The sequence below is a fragment of the Ensifer sp. 1H6 genome (assembly GCF_001976035.1).
Taxonomy (GTDB): domain Bacteria; phylum Pseudomonadota; class Alphaproteobacteria; order Rhizobiales; family Rhizobiaceae; genus Ensifer; species Ensifer canadensis.
The window spans coordinates 286,547-305,024 of the sequence record NZ_MOAI01000001.1; the positions used below are offsets into that span (position 1 = coordinate 286,547).

Below are 18,478 nucleotides of genomic sequence, written 5' to 3' on the forward strand. Positions count from 1 at the left end.
GGAGAAATCAGAATGGCAAAGAAAGAGAGCGATGTAGGCGGTGGCCGCGCTCAGGCCGTTCATCGTGTCCTGAAACGCGCAATCCTCGACCAGGCGCTTTCGCCAGGATCAAAACTGCCGGAAGATTCTATCGGCGAACGGCTTGGTGTCAGCCGAACCCTGGTCCGCGAGGCGCTGGTTCGCCTTAGCCAGGAGGGATTGGTCGAGTTACGCCCGAACAAGGGGGCGATGGTTTCACGGCCGACGCTCGAAGAAGGGCGCAATCTGTTCCTTACTCGGATGGCGCTGGAACGGCTCGTGGTGGAAACACTTTCGGGCAAATTGACCAGCGAGCAAATCGACGTGCTTTCCACGCATATTTCGCTCGAGGAAGCCGCTAAGAAGGAGCGGGCTCCGTCGATCCGGCTGGCGGGCGAGTTCCATACCCTCCTTGCGCAGATGACGAACAACACGAGCCTAATTCGTTACGTGAACGAACTGGTCGCCCGAAGTTCCCTGATCCTCGCGCTCTATGGCCGACCGCATTCTTCGGAATGCGCCGTATCGGAACACCGGGACCTTCTGGACAACTTGATTGCTGGCAAGACCGACGAGGCGACCACCCTTATGGGGCATCACCTCGAGTCGGTTACGACACGCGCACTCCTTCCCACGGATGGCGACAGAAACATCAAGGAGGTGCTGTCCGCCTACGCAGCGGCGGAGGGCCTTGCCTAGAGCATTTCCAGGAAAAGTGCGAAGCGGTTTTCCGCCAGGAAATGCGTAAAAACAAAGGGTTATAGCGTTTGTGCGGTTCCGTCTAAATCGGAAGCGCACTAGACGAAACAGGGTGAGACGGGTGACGACCTCGTATCCCTGAGCGCTGCGCTCCGACACGTCAGGATCGCCGGATCACCCAGACTGAGCCGCAAGAGCACGAAGACGAGGAGGATGACCGGCACCACGCCAAGCATCTTCCTTGCAACGTAGCCTGGCGTGCAACTCCAACCAAATTGAATGCATTTCTCCTATAATCTTGTATTCAATCCGCACAAAGCCACCGAAAAGTACGGAACTCTCCGCCGAAACAGCCAATACCCTAACCTTTCCCGGGCGGCCTGTAGCCAATGAAGAGCATTCTGCAAGACCCAGCGAGCGCCTTCCGGCCCCCATGCGCATGTGCTCCTTGCCTCAGCGCACAATGAGGAACACTCCGCTGACGATGGCAAAACTCAAAACGGCAACTCGAAGACCACGTCCGCCGATACAATGATGCGCCAACCTGGAGACAGCGCTTCCAAGCAGTACCGCGGGTGTCAGATAGAGCGCCGCCAGCAGCTGCTCAAAACCCAGTCGTCCGGAGATAGCCAGCACGACCAGCGACATCACCTCCCCGACGAGAAAGCAAAAGGCGACCGTTGCGCGCAAGACCGGTGCCTTGGCATGTTGGTAGAGCAAGGCGAGAGGTGGGCCACCGATGCCAGTGGCGGTTTCGGTGACGCCCGTGAACAGGCCGACACCGAGGGCGCTCGGTTTGTTCGGCGTAAACGGTGGGGCAACAAGAGCGGCGGCGGCGGCAATCACCGTGAAAATACCGACCGCAAGGTCCAGCTGGTCGAGTGAAAGCGCGGCCAGCAACCAGAGACCGGCGAACGTTCCAGCAAACCGGCCAACGGTGATCCAGGTCGCGCCCGACCAGTCGACGTGCGCGCGCTCGCGTAGCGCGACATGCAGATTGAGCGGCAGCATCAACAGGAGCAGTGTCACTGGAAGCAGTTCAGGCTTCAACATCCCGACGACCGGCGCGACAATCAGGGCAAAGCCGATCCCGAGTGCGCCTTGGATGAACGCGGAGACGAACGTCACGATGGCCAGAATGGCGATAAGGCTAATGCTCATTGATAGTGCCCAAGACCGCGATGCGTTTCGGAGAGCGGGTGAATTCTCTGGATCGGCGCCGCCGCGATAACAGCAGCCGCCTCCCCCCTTATCTCCGCCAACAATGCCCGCGCATCCCAGTCGATGGGCCAGCCTTGCCAAAGCCTGAGGCGCCCGCCGGTGAAGACGGCATCGATCTGGTCGCGATTGCCGTAACGGACAAGCTCCCACATGAGATCGTGCGAGGGGGTAAACTCCGGCCGGTCGAGATCGACGAGCAGGAAGTCGGCGGCAAGGCCTTCGGCAATCGAACCGGTTACCGCCGATAGGCCCGCCACGTTCGCAGCACCGGATGTCGCACGATCCAGCCAGAGTGAGCCGCCCCCGCAGGACGAATCTCCCGTAGCAAGGCCAATGCCCGCGCGCTGCAAGCCTTCGGCCGCATCCATGAGCCGAAACCCGTCGGCGCGGGTACCGTCGGTGCCCAGCCCGAAGCGGATGCCGAGGGCTGCCATATGCAGCGCTGGCGCCACCGCATTGCCCTTCCACAGACTTGCCACTGGATTGTAGGCGACGGCGGTGTCGGTTTTCCGCAAGAGGTTGAGTTCATGCGGTGTGACGAGCGTTGAATGCGCCAGCAGAACCTGGGGGCCGAGGGCCCCCAGGTGGTCCAGGTGTTCGATTGGCCGGCGGCCCCTCGCCACCAGCGAACGTTCCACGGCAACGAGATGTTCGTTGACATGGGTCTGGAACACGACCCCGGCCGCGGCGCCATGTCGGAAACCGCCTTCAACACCGCATCGCTGGCGGCTTCCGGAATGGATATCGCCAGAGAGGGATGGATCAGCGGATCACTGCCAAAGGTCGACAGGTGCTCCTCGGCCTGTTGCAGGATGACGTCTGGTTCAGGGATGTGCGCGGCGCCGCCAAGATCATTGCAGATAAAGCCGACGACGCTGCGAAGCCCGACTTCGCGCGCGGCGCGTACGAGCGCGCCGATATGGCCCTGCGAACGGGTGCCGGCATCGACGGCGGTGGTGAAGCCACCGCGCAGACACTCCAGTGCGGCGAGCTTGGCAGAGAGATAGACCATTCGCTCGTCCAGACTGCCTTCCAGCGGCACCCAGATCCGCCGAAAGATCTCGGACGGCTCCCCGAATACCAGGGCTTTGCCGAGTGACTGGGTCAGGTGCGTATGGGTGTCGACGAAGCCGGGCATCAGCAGATGACCCGGCAGGTCGGTCGGCGCGAGCTCCGGATAGTCCCTGGTTATCGCCTGCGCCGTGTCGACCCTGTGAAATTTGCCGGCGCGTATGACGACGGCCATACCGGCCCGTGGCCCTTCCGGCAGCAGGATGTAACCTGGACGCAGAAGCAGGTCATCGGTTGTCGACAGTTTTTGGCGGATTGCGGTCACTCGTTTGCTCCCTGGGCAGTGGATTGCAGTGATGGCGCCGATGCCGCAGTGCCGGCGCCATAGTGGGAAAAGAAGGCGTTGACGACGACGGCCGTGATGGTGCCGGCGGCAAGCCCGTTGCCGAGGACCATCTGCGTCCATTGCGGAAACTGGCTGTAGACGCCAGGCACCAGAATCGGCAGAAGGCCGATCGACAGGGCTGAGGCCAGGGTGAACATCGGACCATGTTCGCGCAGATCGACACGACGCAAAAGGTCGATCCCGATGACGCCGATAATCGAGAAGACGATGACCGCCGTGCCGCCGACGACAGCACCAGGCAACGCCGTGGCCATGCGTCCGACCGGCGCGACGAGAGCGATCAGGACGAGAATTGCGCCCGCCATGGCGGTTACGTAGCGCGACTTGACATTGGTGGCGCGCACGATGCCGACATTCTCGCCGCTGGTGATGATCAAGGACGTGCCGAACAGGCCGCCGACGAGAGACATCAACGCATCGCCGCGAATGGTTGCCGGAACGATCGCATGCACATCTCCCCTCCGCCCGACGATCTCGGCGGTGGCGATGGTCTGACCGGTAGCCTCCGCCATCGAAATGATCGAGAAGACGATGAGAGGCACGGCCGCGATAAGATCGAACTTCGGCATGCCGAAGGGAAACAGCTGCGGAACGGCGACGACCGGGCCGACGAGGACGCCGGACAAATCCATATGGCCGAGGGTGAGAGCGACGAGTGAACCGCCTACCAGACCGAGCATGACGGCAAGCCGCTGGAGCGTACCGCGAAAGACGCGCGCAGCGACGACCGTCAGAATGATGGTGATCAGGGCCAGACCAACCTCGATCGGCGCCGCGAAGCCTTCAGTTCCGGGCTTGCCGGTGATCGTCACGCCATAGATGCGCACGAGGTTGACGGAGACCAAGAGCAGCATCGTTCCAACGACGATTGGCGGAAAGTAGCGCAGAAGCCGGCGAAAGACGGGCAGCGCGAGAAAATAGAAGATGGCCGTCACAATGACAGCGCCCACCGCCGTCTGGACATCGGTCTGCTGCGCAATCACCAGGAAGATGGCGATCGGCGCGCCGCCCGGTACCATGACAAAGGGCAAGCGCGCGCCAAAACCCTTCGGACCAAAGCTCTGGAGCATCGAACCGAGGCCGCAGACAAAAAAGGTTGCGCTGATGAGCGAGACCGTCACGGCCTCGGAAAAGCCAAGAGCCTTGCTCACCAGAAAAACGGCGGTGATAGGAGACGCCGCCATCAACAGGACGTGCTGAACGCCAAACAAGACCAGGCTGCGCAATGGCAGCCTTTCATCGGCCGGATCGACCACTCCATTCATTTCATTTTGCATCATTTCCTCCTCCCGGCCTCCTCAAGCCGTCATGCAAATCGTTTTGCATGACGCGACTCGTACCATGGAATTCGTCGAATGCAAATCGTTTTGCAGAGTGCCGGCGACATGCTAAGACGGGCAAACTGGAGGCATCATGGGAAAACCTACTATCGCCGACCTAGCCAAGGCGGCGGGCGTGTCTGTCACCACCGTGTCGCACGCGTTTAGCGGGCGCCGCTATGTTGAGCCGGAAACACGCAAGCGCATCGAGGCACTCGCACACGCAATTGGCTACAGGCCCAACCACCGTGCGCAACGCTTGCGAACCGGAAGGGCCGGATCGATCGCGCTCGTCTCATCGATGCCATTCGCGGTTGCTGCTGGTCCCTCGCGCCTGGGTTTCCTGATGGAGATCGCCGCGGCCGCCGCCGTCGCAGCCTTTTCGCGCGGCATCGCGCTGTGCCTCGTGCCTCCACTTGGTCCGAGCGACAGCCTGGACGCGCTTGAAGTGGATGGCGCCATCGTCGTCGAGCCGGAACTCAATGATCCGGTGCTGGATTTCTTCTTCGATCGGGGCGTCGATGTCGTGTCCATCGGACGCGCGCCCGGTCGGGACGACCTTCCCTTCGTGGATCTGCAGAGTGGGGCAACGGCCCACCTAATGCTCGATCACCTGCTCGCAGGCGGCGGTCGCGTCGGGCTGATAACCGGCGTGCAAAGACGCAATTCCTATATCGAGATGGAAACAATCTATGCGGAGCGCATGGCGAAAGCCGGGCTCTCACCCCTTGCCGTTCGCGTTGACGAACGGGGGGGCGAACAGGCAGCGGCCGTGGCCGCCGAAGCTCTCCTGCGGGCGGACCCCACCATTTCTGCCCTATGCGTGCCGGTCGACGCCTTTGCGACCGGCGTTCTGGACGCGGCACGCTCCGTCGGACGCAAGGTTCCCCAGGACCTCCGCCTTGCGACCCGTTATGACGGCATGCGTGCCAAGTTGGCCACCCCGCCCCTCACGGCGGTTAATCTTCATCTCGATCAGGTGGCGGCGGCGGCGGTCGATCTGCTCCTGGCCCGTCTGGGCCACCACGACCACGAACCAGGCGTTGTGTCGCCACCAACGCTGGTGCCGCGAGCTTCGTCGGGGGCGTCACCGGTGTAGGTTTGTACATTGCAATCCTGGAGGGGCACCGGACATTTCCCTGACTACTCGGACGCAACGCGTGATTTCGCGACATCTGCAACGACCGAAAGGGCAAGCGAATTCGCGTCCCTTGCCTTGTCGAAGATTCCGATTGGAGCCCTGATGCGGGCAAGGTCGGCCTCACCGTAACCGCGCTGCCGTAGGACCGTGCAGCGCTTGGCATGGGTGCGCCGGCTTCCGAGTGCTCCGATGTAGAAGACCGGCGATGCCAAGGCACGCTCGAGCAATGCCAATTCCCGGTCGATATCGTGGAACAGGAGCGCGACCGCGGTATCCCCGTCCAATTGATCCTGCGGAGGCATCCGGCCCCACTCGGCGGCAATGATCTCGTAGCCGGACGCGGCTGCGACGCGTGCCACGGCGCCGGCTTCCATCGGCGTACCGGCGACGAGAAGCCTCTGCCGTGGGCGGTAGGCGCGCACGAAGCAATCCCCTTCCCAACCGGTCGCCCCCTCGCCCGGCTCGAAGACGAGCGTCCGTTGGCGGGGATGGTAGCGCAGGCGAACGGGCGTGCGCTGCTGTAAGGCCGCAAGTGTCCGGAGCAGAACGGCTGCATCGCGGATGACGTGGATCGCGAGCGTGATGCCACCGCCGCAGGGCAGCACGATGTCGAGGAAGGGCGAACCTTCGCCGAACCGGAGATTTCGGTCCGTGCCATTTTGCAGGGCGATCACGGCCTCAGCCGCAACCGCCGCCTCGGTGCAGCCGCCGGAAACAAACCCGCAATAGAGGCCGTCTTGCCGCACCGCCATTTGCGCGCCGATAGCGCGGGCCGCACCGCCGTGGATTTGAACGAGCGTAACCAGGGCGGCAACGTAGCCGTCTTCAAGAGACTTTGCGGCAAAGCGCAGGATGTCGATCGCATCGTCCGACAGGAAAGCGGCGCGGGGAACTTGCGCGATCGGTTCCAGGTCGGGAGCAATGCGGGCGGTCATGCTATTCGTCCCCTGCCTGCGTTCCCTGCCAGCGCCGTACGATGCCAGGGTCGAGGTCGAAGAGGTCGAGCACGCGGCCAACCGTATGGTCGACCATCTCGCCGAGACTTTGGGGCTTGGCGTAGAAGGCCGGCACCGGCGGATAGATGATACCGCCCATCTCCGTGACCTGCGCCATGTTACGGATGTGGCCGAGATGGAGCGGCGTCTCGCGCAGCATCAGCACGAGGCGGCGGCGCTCCTTCAGCACCACGTCGGCGGCGCGCGAGAGCAGGTTGTCGGTCGTGCCGGTCGCGATCTCTGCCAGCGTCTTTACCGAACAGGGCGCGACGATCATGCCGAGCGTCTTGTAGGAGCCGGAGGAACAGACGGCTCCGATATCCTTGTTGGAATGGGTGGTCGTGGCGAGCGCCTCGAGATCCTGCTTCGAAAAATCCGCCTCGGCCGCAAGCGTGATGCAGGCCGCACGCGACATGATCAGGTGCGTTTCGATGTCGAGGTCGCGCAGCACTTCGAGGATGCGCTTGCCGTAGACCACGCCGGAAGCACCCGAAATACCGACGATCATACGTCTGGGCCGCGTCGTCATCGCCTACCCCACACTTTCGAGGAGCGCTGCAGCACGGGCGGATGCCTCGTCGCTGATGCGGGCGCGCACGCCGTGGAAATTCGGCCCGCGCGTGGCATCGAGGCCCATGCGCGAGGTCGTGCCGATGCCGCTTGCCGAGGGATCGAGCGCATTGCCCGGCAGGCCCTCGATGATGACGACGTCCTTGTGCGGTTGGAAATGGGTGGCAAGCGCCCAGAGCACTTCGCTGTCGCGGGTGATGTCTACATCTGCATCCACGACGACGACGGTCTTGAGATACTGGTCCCAGCCGAGGAGGCCGAGCATCACCTGTCGGGCCTCACCCTCGCGCATCTGGTTCATCGCGATATAGGCGTGGAAATGAGTGCCAGAGGACGGGTAATGCACTGCCGTGATCGAAGGGAAGCGAGCCCTCAGCTTTTCCACCACTTCCGCCTCACGCGGCACACGGCCGAGATTGAGGTGTTCGGCGGAATTGCCGCCCGCAACGCTGACGAGGATGGCATCACGCCGACGCATAATGGTTTCGACGGTGAAGAGATTGTTCGTCGAGCGGTCGGAGGAATAGCCGGTGAATTCGCCGAACGGCCCCTCTTCCACATGGGCTTCAGGATCCAGCACACCCTCCAGCACGATTTCGGCATGGGCGGGAACGCGGATACCATATTTCGGCGTGCGGACCACCTGCAGGGGTTCGCCCATCAGGCCGCCCGCCACATCGCGCTCATCCTCGCCAAAGGCAAGACGGGCAGAGGCGGCGAGCATGAACAGCGGATGGCCGCCGATCACCATGGCGACCGGCATGGGCTCGCCCCTCTCCTTCGCCATGTTCATCAACCGCCAGAGATGGCCACGTGAATGCAGCGAGGTCGCGAGCGAATTCTTCGAATGGATCATCGCGCGGTGGTAGCTAAGATTGCCGGCACCGGTCTTGGGATGCTCGCCGATGATGATACCGCTGGTGATGTATTTCGCGCGGTCCGTGTCGAAGTGCTTGAGCATGGGCAGCGCGTGGAGATCGACGGCATCGCCTGAAATGATCTCGTCAGTGACCGGGCCACTTTCCAGAAGCTCCGGCGTGAACGGCCGGTTGGCGCGCGCCTGATAGGCTTCATGCAGGGCGTCGGCGGTAGAGCCCAGAAGACGGGCGATGCGGTCACGCGAGGCGAAGATGTTCGAGAGCACCTCAGCTCCGATGCCGCTGACATTCGTGAGGTGCAGCATCGGATGCTGGCCCTTGTTGGCAAGGGTCCAGATCAGCGCGGTCACGTCCTGATCGTCCGAGACGGGCCGGTCGATGGTGATGACGTCCTGGCCATGGTCTTCCCGGTAGTCGGCCAGGAAACGGCGAACGTCTTGCTTGTGATACTTGGTCATGTCTCGGCCTCGATGCTGCGGATGGGTGGCGGCGCCCCCAAAGGGCGCCGCTGTCGTCAAATCAGGCGAATTCCAGATGCCGGCCGGTGGCACGATCGACACCGGCATAACTGTCCTTCAGGCGCGCCTGGGCGTCCCTCAGGTCGCGTGGCGGCGGCGATGGGTCGATGCCTACGAGCTTTGCGATATTGTTGCCGAGATAGCCTTCCAGATCGTCCTCGGAGAGGTTGATGCCGTGCGGCGGGTCCTTGCAAAGCACCTCGAGTTCGCGCAGCCACATGCCCGGATCGTTCGGTGGGCTGTCCGTCCCGAAGACAATCTTGTTCTTCGGCAGTTGCTGGGCAAACTCGACGATGCGCGACTGGAAGCACCAGCCGGATTCGCAATAGACATTGGGCGTGTCCATGGCCATCCAGAACGACTCGAACGAATAGTTGCCGCCCGTCTGAATTCCGAAATGGCCGATGATGAAGTTGACCATCGGGAATTCGCGAATGATCGGGTAGAACATCGTGGGGATCGTGTAGGGCCCGTCGCCGGTGTGGATCAGCACAACCACGCCGAGTTCGGCGCACTTCTTCATTGCTGGACGCAGCCAATCGAGCGCGCGGTCGGGGCGATAGCCGTGCATGTTGGCGTGCAGCTTAAGCATCTTGAAGCCGTATTCCTTGACATGGAATTCCAGCTCCGCTGCGCCGTTTTCAGGCCCCCAGCGCGGGTTGTAGTTGAAGTTGCCGATGAAGCGGTCCGGGTATTTCTGGCAAAGCTCGGCGCAATAGGCCATGTAGTCGCGAATGCCGTCGCGGCCCTTGCGGTTGCCGTCGCGGTAGCCGGTATTGCCCGGCGGCGGCTGGATGAAGCCCATGTCGATCCGGCGCGGCTTGCCGTTGATCATATAGGGGCCGTCCATCAGCTTGAGCATGCGCTCGCCAGTGAAGGGCTCGCCGGTATGACGCCACGCCTCGTCGACGAGGTTGGTCGGGTGAAGATGGGTATCGATGATCATTGTTCACTCCGTTCAAATTTACGCGGCAAGTGCTACGCCGTGCTGGCGCAGATACGCCTCGGCTTCCTCGACGGTGGCCGGTGGTTTCGTCGCTTCCAGCCCGATCATCCGGGCGACGTTGTTGCCGAGATAATCTTCGAGCGTATCCTCATCGAGGTTGAGGCCCTGCGGCGGCTCGTGGCACAGCACTTCCAGAAGGTTGATCCACATGCCCGGCTCGTTCGGCGGCGTATCGGAACCGAAGAGGATCTTGTGCTTGGGCAGGACCTTGGCGAATTCGACGATACGCGACTGAAGGCACCAGCCGGATTCCACGTAGACGCTCGGCGTGTCGAGCGCCATCTGCATCGGCTCGAACACATAGACGCCGCCGGTCTGGACGCCAAAATGCGCCAGGATGAAGTTCACTTCCGGGAACTCACGGATGATCGGGTAGAACTCCGTCGGGATTGAATACGGACCGTCCCCGGTATGCACCTTCACCATCAGGCCGAGATCGGCGCATTTCTTCATGGCCGGGCGCAGCCAATCGAGCGCGCGGTCCGGGCGGTAGGCGTGCATGTTCGCCTGGAGCTGCACCATCTTGAAATCGAACTCCTTGGCGTAGCGTTCGATCTCTTCGGCACCATTTGCCGTGCCGTAGCGCGGGTTGTAGACGAAGCAGCCGAGGAAACGGTCGGGATGCTCCGTCACCATCTTTTCCGTATAGGCCATGTACTGGCGGATGGCGGCCTTGCCTTCCAGGTCCATGACCTCGTGGGTATAAATGGTGTTGCCCTGCGGCGGCTGGATGAAGGCCTTGTCGATACGGCGCGGCTTGCCGTTGACGTAATAGGGGCCGTCCATCATCTGCAGCAGCCGCTCACCGGTGAACGGCGCCCCGTCATGGCGCCAAGCCAGATCCACCAAATCGGTGGGGTAGCAGCTTAGATCAATTATCATTGCGTTCTCCTGTCGTAGAGGGTCCGGTCGATGCGGGGCCGCGCAGTGAACCAGGCCGGCCGAAGCGGGCGTGGATCCGCGATCTCAGGAAATGCCGATGACGGGGAAGGAAAGCTGGTGCGGATGCAGCAGCGCGGCTGCAACCAACGGGTATTCCATTCTTCGTGAGCATCGACATCGCGGCCTCATCTTCCAACAGACGGTGAGCAATTGTCGGTGCTTCTACTCGCTGTCGAGGAAACCACGTGACGGGCTTTATGTCAATAAAAAAATCAATCTAACGTATTGTTTTTAAATGCTTTTTTTCCGCCAACGGCAGCGACCGCCCGCGCGCTGGAGGGCGCGCGGGCGGTTCAGACAGAGGGACTTGCGCAAGCGGTGTTCGCGGCGGGAGAAGTGCCGCTAGATCGCCAGGCATGCACGCAAGTTTCTGTCTATGCCGTCACGGTCGAGATTGCGGCCGATGAAGACGAATTTCGACTTCCGCTTGTCCTCGCCCCATGCGTGGTCCGGGCGGAAATCGACCAGCTTGTGCACCGCCTGGAGGACGAAGAAGCGATCATCATCGGCGACCGAAACGATGCCCTTGGTGCGGAAGATGTCGTCGCCGTGCGCACCGAGATAGCCCTTCAGAAAGGTCGCAAGCTTTTCGCGGTCGAAGGGGTCCGGATAGACGAAGGAATGGGATTTCACCGTCGCGTCGTGCTGGTGCGGGCGGCGAACGGGCTCGTGCGCATGGCCATGATCATGGTGGTGGTGGTGGTGGTCATGGTCGGGGTGGTCGCAGGCTGGATCGTGGCAGTCCGCGTGGATGTGGTGATGCGCGTCGTGGTCTTCGTCCAGGTCGATGTCGAGGATTTCCGCACGGTCGCGCACATAGGACGGCCGGAAGCCGTTGATGCCGAGGATGTTGGAGAGTTCGACGACGCCGTAGCTCGACCGCAGGATCGGCGCCGTCTGGTTGAGCTTGCGCAGCGAGCTCTCCAGCGAACCAAGCGCCTCTTCGCCGGCAAGGTCGATCTTGTTGACGATGATCCGATCGGCCGCGACAATCTGGTTGACCGCCTGGTTGTCGCTGCCGTCCAGCACCGGATCGTAGAGGTGCTGGTCGATATGTTTAGCATCCACCAGCGTCACCACCGCATCCAGCTCCACCTCGTCGGCGACGGTGCGGTCAACGAAGAAGGCGGTGACCACAGGCGTCGGATCGGCAAGTCCGGAGGTTTCGACGATGATGTGGTCGAACTTGTCCTTGTGGCTGAGGAGCTTCTTCATCACGTCGATCAGGTCGTTGCGCACGTCGACGAAGCAGCAGATGCAGCCGTTCTGCATCTGGAAAATTTCCTCGTCCGAGGCAAGCACCAGGTCGCTGTCGACGTCCACCTCGCCGAATTCGTTCTCGATCACCGCGATGCGGTGGCCGTGCCGTTCGGTGAGGATGTAGTTGAGCAGCGTCGTCTTTCCCGATCCCAGGAACCCTGTCAGGATCGTGATCGGGAGCTTCTGCTGGTTCGCAGCTTCGATATGGATGTTCATGCGCCCTTCTCCCTCAAGGCTTTCAGAATGTCTTCCGGAGTGATCGGATAGTGGCGGAAGCGAACGCCGATGGCGTCATGGATGGCGTTGGCGATGGCCGGACCGATCGCGATGATCGGGTCCTCGCCGACGCCCTTTGCCCCCCACGGGCCGCCCGGATCAGGGGCCGCCTCGAGGATGATCGTCTCGATCTCCGGCATGTCCATCGACAGCGGCATCTTGTAGTCGACGAGGCCGGCGTTAAGGGACCGGCCGGTCGTCTTGTCGATCACGTAGTCCTCCGTGAGCGTATGGCCGATACCCTGCTGGATGCCGCCCTCGATCTGACCTTGCGCGGCGATGGGGTGGATGACGCGACCGACGTCATGCACCGGCACGACACGTTTGACCTCGACGATGCCAGTATCGGTATCCACGTCCACTTCGGTGAAATGCGCGGCGAAGGAGTAGGATTTGGTCGGCTCATAGGTACCGTTTGCAACGATATTGGCTGCAGGAATGCCGCGCGAGGGACCCATCGCCTCGGCCACTGTCATAACGCTGGTGGGATCCGTGATCAGGAAGACCTTTCCTTCACTGAGATCGACGTCGGCGGGCAAAACCTGCAGCTTCATTGCCGCCCGCTCCAGAACAGCAGCGCGGACCTTGCTGGCGGCCATCTTCGCAGCTGTGCCGACGAGATAGGTCGTGTGACTGGCAAACGCGCCGATATCCCACGGCACCACGTCGGTATCGCCGTGGATGATGCCGACATCCTCGAAGCGCACGCCAAGTTCCTCCGCGACAATCTGTGCCAGCGCGGTATGGGCACCGGTGCCAAGGCCTGCAGCGCCGGTCAGGAGGGTCACGGTCCCGTCCTCGTTGACCTTCACGGTGGCATTGCCCTGTTCCTTGATGCCCGGGTATGCAGACGACCCGTGCATCTCGCAACCGATGCCCCAGCCCTTGCGGATGTGCGGGCGCTTCGGGTCCGGCGTGCGGTCGCGATTGCGCAATGCTTTCCAGTCGACCACGTCGACGCCGTGCTTGATGCACATTTCCAGCCCGTGGCCGATGATCGGGTGGCCGGAGGGCGCAATGTCGCCCGCACGCACCGCGTTTCTCAGCTTCAGCTCGGCCGGGTCCAGGCCCAGACGCTCGGCCGCCTCGTCCATCTGGATGTCGAGCGCATAATAGCTCTGCACAACGCCATAGCCGCGGAAGGCGCCGTTGATCGGCGTGTTGGTGTAGACGCAACGTCCCTCCAGCCGCACATTCTCGCAGCGATAGAGCGAGGTGGCAGCAGTGGTGCCGACGATTGTCACTCCCGGCCCGTGCGAGCCGTAGGCGCCGGAGTCGTAGACGAGCTTCATGTCGCGCGCGACGATGGTGCCGTCGTTACGGAAACCCTGTTTCAGCCAGATCTTGCAGGGATGGCGGGCGCGGCCGGCAACGAAGGTCTCGTGCCGGGTAAATTCCATCTTCACCGGCCTGCGCGTTTCCTTGGCGAGCAGCGCGCAGAGGAATTCGTGCTGGAAGAGGTCCTGCTTGGCGCCGAAGCCGCCGCCCATATGGTCGACGATGACGCGCACCTTGGTGAGCGGCAGGCCGAGGACTTCGGCAAGAATGCCGCGCACCATGAACGAGGTCTGCGTCGAGGTCCAGAAGGTGAGCTTGTTCGAACCGTCCCAGTCGGCAATGCAGACATTGGGCTCCATGTAGGCCGGATGTGGTCGCCCGCCGGAAAAGACGCCTTCGAGCACGAAATCCGCCTCGGCAAAACCGGCTTCCACATCGCCGCGGCTGACGCGCACCGGATCGAGCACCAGGTTACCGCCAGGCCCGACCTCGTGGATCAGTGGTGCGCCAGGCTGTGCGGCCTCCTCTGGCTCGAACACCGCCGGCAACGGCTCGTATTCGACTTCGATCAGGTCCAGCGCCTCGTCGGCGATCTCCTCGCTGATCGCGGCGACGGCGGCGACGCCCTCGCCCCAGAACCGCACACGGTCGTCGAGGATATACTGGTCCTTGGTGCAGGAGGCCGAACGCGGGTGTGGCGAGCCGTAATGCAGAACCCGCGGCACGGTCTCATGCGTCAACACGGCCTTGACGCCGGGATAGGCGAGCGCCTTGCTGATATCGATGCTCTTGATGCGAGCATGGGCGATTGCCGCACGCTTGATCTTGCCGTGCAGCATGCCGGGCAGTTTGACGTCGCCGGTATACTGCGCCTCGCCCGTCACTTTTTCGAGCACGTCGTCGCGGCGAACACTCTTGCCGACGATCTTGAAGTCGCGCTTTTCGATTGGGGTCGTCATGTTCATGATCTTGCTGCCTCCATCTCGCGCGCGGCGGATTTGATCGCGTCGAAAATCTTGGTGTAGCCGGTGCAGCGGCAGATATTGCCGCTGAGCCCGAAGCGTATGTCTTCGTCGGTGGGCCGCGGATTGTCGTCGAGCAGCTTCTTGGCCATCATCAGGATGCCCGGTGTGCAGAAGCCGCATTGCGAGGCTCCGTGCCGCATGAAGGCATCCTGCAGGGGATGCAGCGTATCGACGCCCGGCTGAAGCCCCTCGACCGTCTCGATCGCGCGGCCCTCCGCTTCGACGGCAAGCATCAAGCAGGCGTTGACCGGCTCGCCGTCTACGAGCACGGTGCAGGCGCCACAGTCGCCGACGTCGCAGCCCTTCTTGGTGCCGGTGAGACCGACGTCGTCGCGAAGCGCGTCCAGGAGCGAGCGGCAGGGATCAACCGCCATGTCGCGCGGCTCGCCGTTGATGGTGAGTTCGACGATCCGTTTCATGCGAAAGCCTCCAATGCCTGTTTGATGGCGCGGCCGGTCAGCACGCCGACCATGTCGCGGCGGTAATCGGCGCTGGCGCGCACATTGCTGATCGGCGTGCACTCCTCCATCGCCTTCGCGGCGGCACTCTTGACTGTTGCAGCGTCGAGCGCCGTGCCGCGCAGCACGCTTTCGGCCTGTCGCGCACGCAGTACCGTTGCACCCACGGCACCAAGCGCGATGCGGATGTCGTTGCACACGCCATCCTCCATGGTCAGGCTGACGGCGACGCCGACCGTGGAGAGCTCCATCGCTTTTCGGCGGCCGTGTTTCAGATAGGCCTTGCCGCTGTTTTCGAGCGCCGGCGGCACGGTAATGCCGGTGACGATCTCGCCCTTGGCGAGCACGCTCTTGCCAGGGCCTGTGAAAAATTCCGAAAGCGGGATCACACGCATGTTCGTGCGGCTGTAGATGTGCACGAAGGCCCCGTCGGCGATTAGCGGCGGAATCGTATCTGCCGAGGGTGAGGCGCGACAGATATTGCCGACAACAGTGGCGCGGTTGCGCACCTGGATGGAGCCCAGCGAAGCGAACGCGGCCCTAAGGTTCGGATAGCGCGCGCCCACCAACGGCAGACGCTCGAGGCGACCGACCGTCACCAGCGCGCCGAAGGTCAGGCCCCGCGTTTCGTCATAGGTGATTTCGGAAAGGCCGGGGATTTGCTTGATATCGACGACATTGCGCACGCGCCGCAGCCTCTCCCTGATCTCAACCAGAAGGTCCGTACCGCCGGCGAACAAAAAGCTGTCGTCGCCGAGCTCGGTGAGTAGACGAGCGGCATGCTCCAGCGTTTCCGCCCGATGGTATTCAAAGCGTCTCATGGGATTTCCCTTCGTTCGGGGTTCCGGCGGGGTTCCGGCGACGCGATGCCGCCGGACATGTGTCGGGTGCTCTTCAAATCGCGTCGGGCGCAGCGTTCTTAAGTTCAGGCTCCTCCGGCTCCTTGGCGGGAATGCCGTTGAAGAGGATGTTGAGAAGTGCCGCGGCAAAGGTGCCGACGAGAACACCGCTATGCAGGAACTTTTCGAGCGCCTGCGGCAGCTGGTCGAAGATCTTGTCGGCGACCACGGGCACCATGGCGAGACCGACGCTGACCGCCACGATATAGAGATTGCGCCGGTTGTTGGTGAAATCCACCTTGCTCAGGATCTTGACGCCGGTGGCCGAAACCATGCCGAACATCACGATAGCCGCACCGCCCACCACATAACTCGGGATGGATGCGCTGATGAAGGCGACCTTGGGCAGCGAGCCGAGCAGGATCAGGATGACGCCGCCCGTCGCCACCACCCAGCGGCTCATGACGCCGGTGATCTGCAACAAGCCGACATTCTGCGCGTAGGTCGTATAGGTGAAGGTGTTGAGGATGCCGCCGATGATGTTGCCGACACCATCTGTCCTCAGGCCGCGCGCCAGATCCGCCTGGGAAATCTTGCGGCCCGTCATGTCGCCGACCGCAAGGATCTGCCCGGTCGATTCGACCATCATCACCGTCATGACCGCACAGAGCGAGAAGATCGACCAGAACTCGAATATTGGCCAGCCGAATGCGAGCGGATGAATGATCCGGACCCAATCGGCATCCCCCACACCGCTGAAGCTGACCTTGCCGGCGGCAATCGCGATGGCGAAACCGACGCCGATGCCGAGCAGCACGGCGAGATTGGACAGGAAGCCCTTGAGATACCGCGTCATGAGCAGGATCGCGACGAGCACGATCGTTGCGACGGCTAGCGCGAAAGGCGCACCGTAGGCCGGGTTGGGGATCATTCCGTCCGGCCCCTTGATCATCGGCTGCCCGCCGGCCGCCCAGTTCACGCCGACGCGCATCAGCGACAGCCCGATGATCAGCATGACCGTTCCGGTGACGATCGGCGGGAAGAACCGCACCCATCGACCGAAATAGGGTGCTGCCAGAAGCGTGAAGACGCCGGATCCAATCACGGCGCCGATGACGCCGGGCATCCCAAGCTCCGGGTTGGTGCCCGTCGCGATGATCGAGGGAACCGCGGTAAAAGCGATGCCCATCATGATCGGCAGGCGAATGCCGACATTGCCGATGCCGACCGCCTGGATGATGGTCACCAGACCGCAACAGAACAGGTCTGCGCTGACCAGCATGGCGATCTGTTCCTTCGGCAGATGCAAGGCGCTGCCGATGATGAGCGGCACGGCAACTGCGCCGGCATACATGACGAGAACGTGTTGCAGGCCCAGAGCAAAAAGGCTCGGGATCGGATACATCTTTTCGACGGGATCCGTCGTTGCAGGATTGGACATTCGCTTTCCTCCCAGCGAATAGCTTCCGGCGCGGTGGGGCTTCGTGGCCTCGTGATTATGTCACCGCACGCCGTACGAGGAGGATCATGCGGCTGGCCAAATCAGCAAACAATCGGCATAATTATATTTATTCATCTAGTAACTGAATGAATGAGACAGCATGGACATTACGCTGAAACAGCTTCGGGCCTTCGTCACGGTGGCCAATCTCGGGCAGTTCACGCTGGCCGCCGACAAGCTCGGCTCATCACAGTCGGCGGTCAGCACATTGGTGCGGCAACTTGAAACCAATCTCAATCTCCGCCTCTTCGACCGACATACCCGTCTCCTGCGCCTCACCCAGGCCGGCATCGACATTCTGCCGGTCGCGTCGCGCGCCGTGGCGGACATCGAGGGCATGGTGGAAAGCTCACGGGAGCTCAACGCGCTTCGACGCGGCAAGGTCTCGATTGCGGCAGGCACCGTGCAGGCCGCGCTGCTGCTGCCCCCGCTGATCAATGCCTTCAGCAAGCTCTACCCCGAAATCACCGTCGCCCTGCATGACGTTGCCGAAAAGGCGGTGCTGGACTATGTCGCCAACGGAACTGCCGACCTCGGCGTCGGCACGGTGCCGGAGGAAGACACCGACCTGGTCGGCACCCGGCTGACGACTGACGAATTCTTGGTGGTACTGCATTGTGAAGATGCTCTGGTGAAACGCCCTGAGCTTCGCTGGACCGATCTTGCTGAGCGCAAGCTGATCGGCCCGCAGCGCGGCAACCCCATTCGTGACCGTCTGGAAAGCGAGTTGGCCCGTAACGGCATTGTGCTGCCGCTCGACAAGACGATGCAGGAGGTGGCGCTGCCGTTGACCATTATCGGCATGGTCGAAGCCGGCCTCGGCGTCGCGATCATGACCTCGGCGGTCGTGCGGCTGGCGACATCGATGGGGCTGATCGTGCGCACGCCGACCGAACCACTCATCCGGCGCGAGGTCAGCCTCATCCAGAAACAGGCCCGCTCGCTCTCGCCTGCCGCCCGACGCTTCCGCGACTTCCTTCTGAAGGCCGTGCACTAAAGCGCGTCGCGATCTTTCAGATTCGCTTTCCGCGCTTTAAGCTCTTGTTTTTGCGCATGTCGTTATCGCAAAACCGCTGCACGCTGTTGCGCGACATGCTTGAAGCAAATCCATTGCAGT

The 18,478-nt window shown here is 62.3% G+C and carries 16 protein-coding genes and 1 pseudogene; 3 read left to right on the forward strand and 14 right to left on the reverse strand.

Annotation, left to right across the window (positions count from 1 at the left end; all coding sequences use genetic code 11):
* Positions 1 to 12: 12 nt before the first annotated feature.
* Positions 13 to 717 (forward strand): GntR family transcriptional regulator, encoded by a 705-nt coding sequence (locus BKP54_RS01275; protein ID WP_025430353.1) that lies wholly within the window; start codon positions 13 to 15, stop codon positions 715 to 717.
* A gap of 453 nt (positions 718 to 1,170) precedes the next feature.
* On the opposite strand, the gene BKP54_RS01280 is transcribed toward BKP54_RS01275, so the two are convergent.
* The 4 genes and pseudogenes from BKP54_RS01280 to BKP54_RS01290 all read right to left on the reverse strand — a co-directional run bounded on the left by BKP54_RS01280 (position 1,171) and on the right by BKP54_RS01290 (position 4,635).
* Positions 1,171 to 1,878, reverse strand: coding sequence for a sulfite exporter TauE/SafE family protein (locus BKP54_RS01280; RefSeq protein WP_084814056.1), 708 nt, complete (start codon positions 1,876 to 1,878; stop codon positions 1,171 to 1,173).
* Complete coding sequence (locus tag BKP54_RS37045; RefSeq protein WP_280951604.1) at positions 1,875 to 2,612, reverse strand: amidohydrolase family protein; 738 nt, start codon at positions 2,610 to 2,612, stop codon at positions 1,875 to 1,877. Before BKP54_RS37045 ends, BKP54_RS01280 begins: the two co-directional genes overlap by 4 nt.
* 74 nt (positions 2,613 to 2,686) lie before the next feature.
* A pseudogene (locus BKP54_RS37050) lies at positions 2,687 to 3,184 on the reverse strand (amidohydrolase family protein); the annotation flags it as partial.
* Positions 3,185 to 3,270: 86 nt separating this feature from the next.
* Positions 3,271 to 4,635, reverse strand: coding sequence for a uracil-xanthine permease family protein (locus BKP54_RS01290; protein ID WP_084814057.1), 1,365 nt, complete (start codon positions 4,633 to 4,635; stop codon positions 3,271 to 3,273).
* A gap of 133 nt (positions 4,636 to 4,768) precedes the next feature.
* Here BKP54_RS01290 and BKP54_RS01295 point away from each other — a divergent pair, with 133 nt between their 5' ends.
* Positions 4,769 to 5,773, forward strand: coding sequence for a substrate-binding domain-containing protein (locus tag BKP54_RS01295; protein WP_025430357.1), 1,005 nt, complete (start codon positions 4,769 to 4,771; stop codon positions 5,771 to 5,773).
* Positions 5,774 to 5,817: 44 nt separating this feature from the next.
* Here BKP54_RS01295 and BKP54_RS01300 read toward each other — a convergent pair whose 3' ends face one another.
* The 10 genes from BKP54_RS01300 to BKP54_RS01345 form a co-directional block, all read right to left on the reverse strand.
* The gene (locus BKP54_RS01300) at positions 5,818 to 6,750 is read right to left on the reverse strand and encodes an XdhC family protein (RefSeq protein WP_084814058.1); all 933 of its coding nucleotides are present in this window, start codon (positions 6,748 to 6,750) and stop codon (positions 5,818 to 5,820) included.
* 1 nt (position 6,751) lies between these two features.
* Complete coding sequence (locus BKP54_RS01305) at positions 6,752 to 7,339, reverse strand: UbiX family flavin prenyltransferase (protein ID WP_025430359.1); 588 nt, start codon at positions 7,337 to 7,339, stop codon at positions 6,752 to 6,754.
* A gap of 3 nt (positions 7,340 to 7,342) precedes the next feature.
* Positions 7,343 to 8,716 (reverse strand): UbiD family decarboxylase, encoded by a 1,374-nt coding sequence (locus tag BKP54_RS01310; RefSeq protein WP_025430360.1) that lies wholly within the window; start codon positions 8,714 to 8,716, stop codon positions 7,343 to 7,345.
* 61 nt (positions 8,717 to 8,777) lie between these two features.
* The gene (locus BKP54_RS01315; RefSeq protein ID WP_025430361.1) at positions 8,778 to 9,722 is read right to left on the reverse strand and encodes an amidohydrolase family protein; all 945 of its coding nucleotides are present in this window, start codon (positions 9,720 to 9,722) and stop codon (positions 8,778 to 8,780) included.
* 18 nt (positions 9,723 to 9,740) lie between these two features.
* Positions 9,741 to 10,664 (reverse strand): amidohydrolase family protein, encoded by a 924-nt coding sequence (locus BKP54_RS01320; RefSeq protein WP_025430362.1) that lies wholly within the window; start codon positions 10,662 to 10,664, stop codon positions 9,741 to 9,743.
* Between the two features lie 402 nt (positions 10,665 to 11,066).
* On the reverse strand, positions 11,067 to 12,200 hold the full coding sequence (locus BKP54_RS01325; RefSeq protein WP_084814059.1) for a GTP-binding protein: 1,134 nt from the start codon (positions 12,198 to 12,200) through the stop codon (positions 11,067 to 11,069).
* Entirely contained in the window at positions 12,197 to 14,503 is a 2,307-nt protein-coding gene (locus tag BKP54_RS01330) for a xanthine dehydrogenase family protein molybdopterin-binding subunit (protein WP_057221094.1), read from the reverse strand. Before BKP54_RS01330 ends, BKP54_RS01325 begins: the two co-directional genes overlap by 4 nt.
* Entirely contained in the window at positions 14,500 to 14,982 is a 483-nt protein-coding gene (locus BKP54_RS01335) for a (2Fe-2S)-binding protein (RefSeq protein ID WP_025430365.1), read from the reverse strand. The genes BKP54_RS01330 and BKP54_RS01335 overlap by 4 nt, the downstream gene beginning before the upstream one ends.
* Positions 14,979 to 15,842: a xanthine dehydrogenase family protein subunit M gene (locus BKP54_RS01340; protein WP_057216850.1), complete on the reverse strand. Its 864-nt coding sequence runs from the start codon at positions 15,840 to 15,842 to the stop codon at positions 14,979 to 14,981. Before BKP54_RS01340 ends, BKP54_RS01335 begins: the two co-directional genes overlap by 4 nt.
* Before the next feature lie 73 nt (positions 15,843 to 15,915).
* Positions 15,916 to 17,301: a nucleobase:cation symporter-2 family protein gene (locus BKP54_RS01345; RefSeq protein WP_025430367.1), complete on the reverse strand. Its 1,386-nt coding sequence runs from the start codon at positions 17,299 to 17,301 to the stop codon at positions 15,916 to 15,918.
* 160 nt (positions 17,302 to 17,461) lie between these two features.
* On the opposite strand from BKP54_RS01345, the gene BKP54_RS01350 reads away from it, so the two are divergent.
* Positions 17,462 to 18,358, forward strand: a complete 897-nt coding sequence (locus BKP54_RS01350; protein ID WP_084814060.1) for a LysR substrate-binding domain-containing protein — start codon at positions 17,462 to 17,464, stop codon at positions 18,356 to 18,358.
* The last annotated feature ends 120 nt before the right edge of the window (positions 18,359 to 18,478 follow it).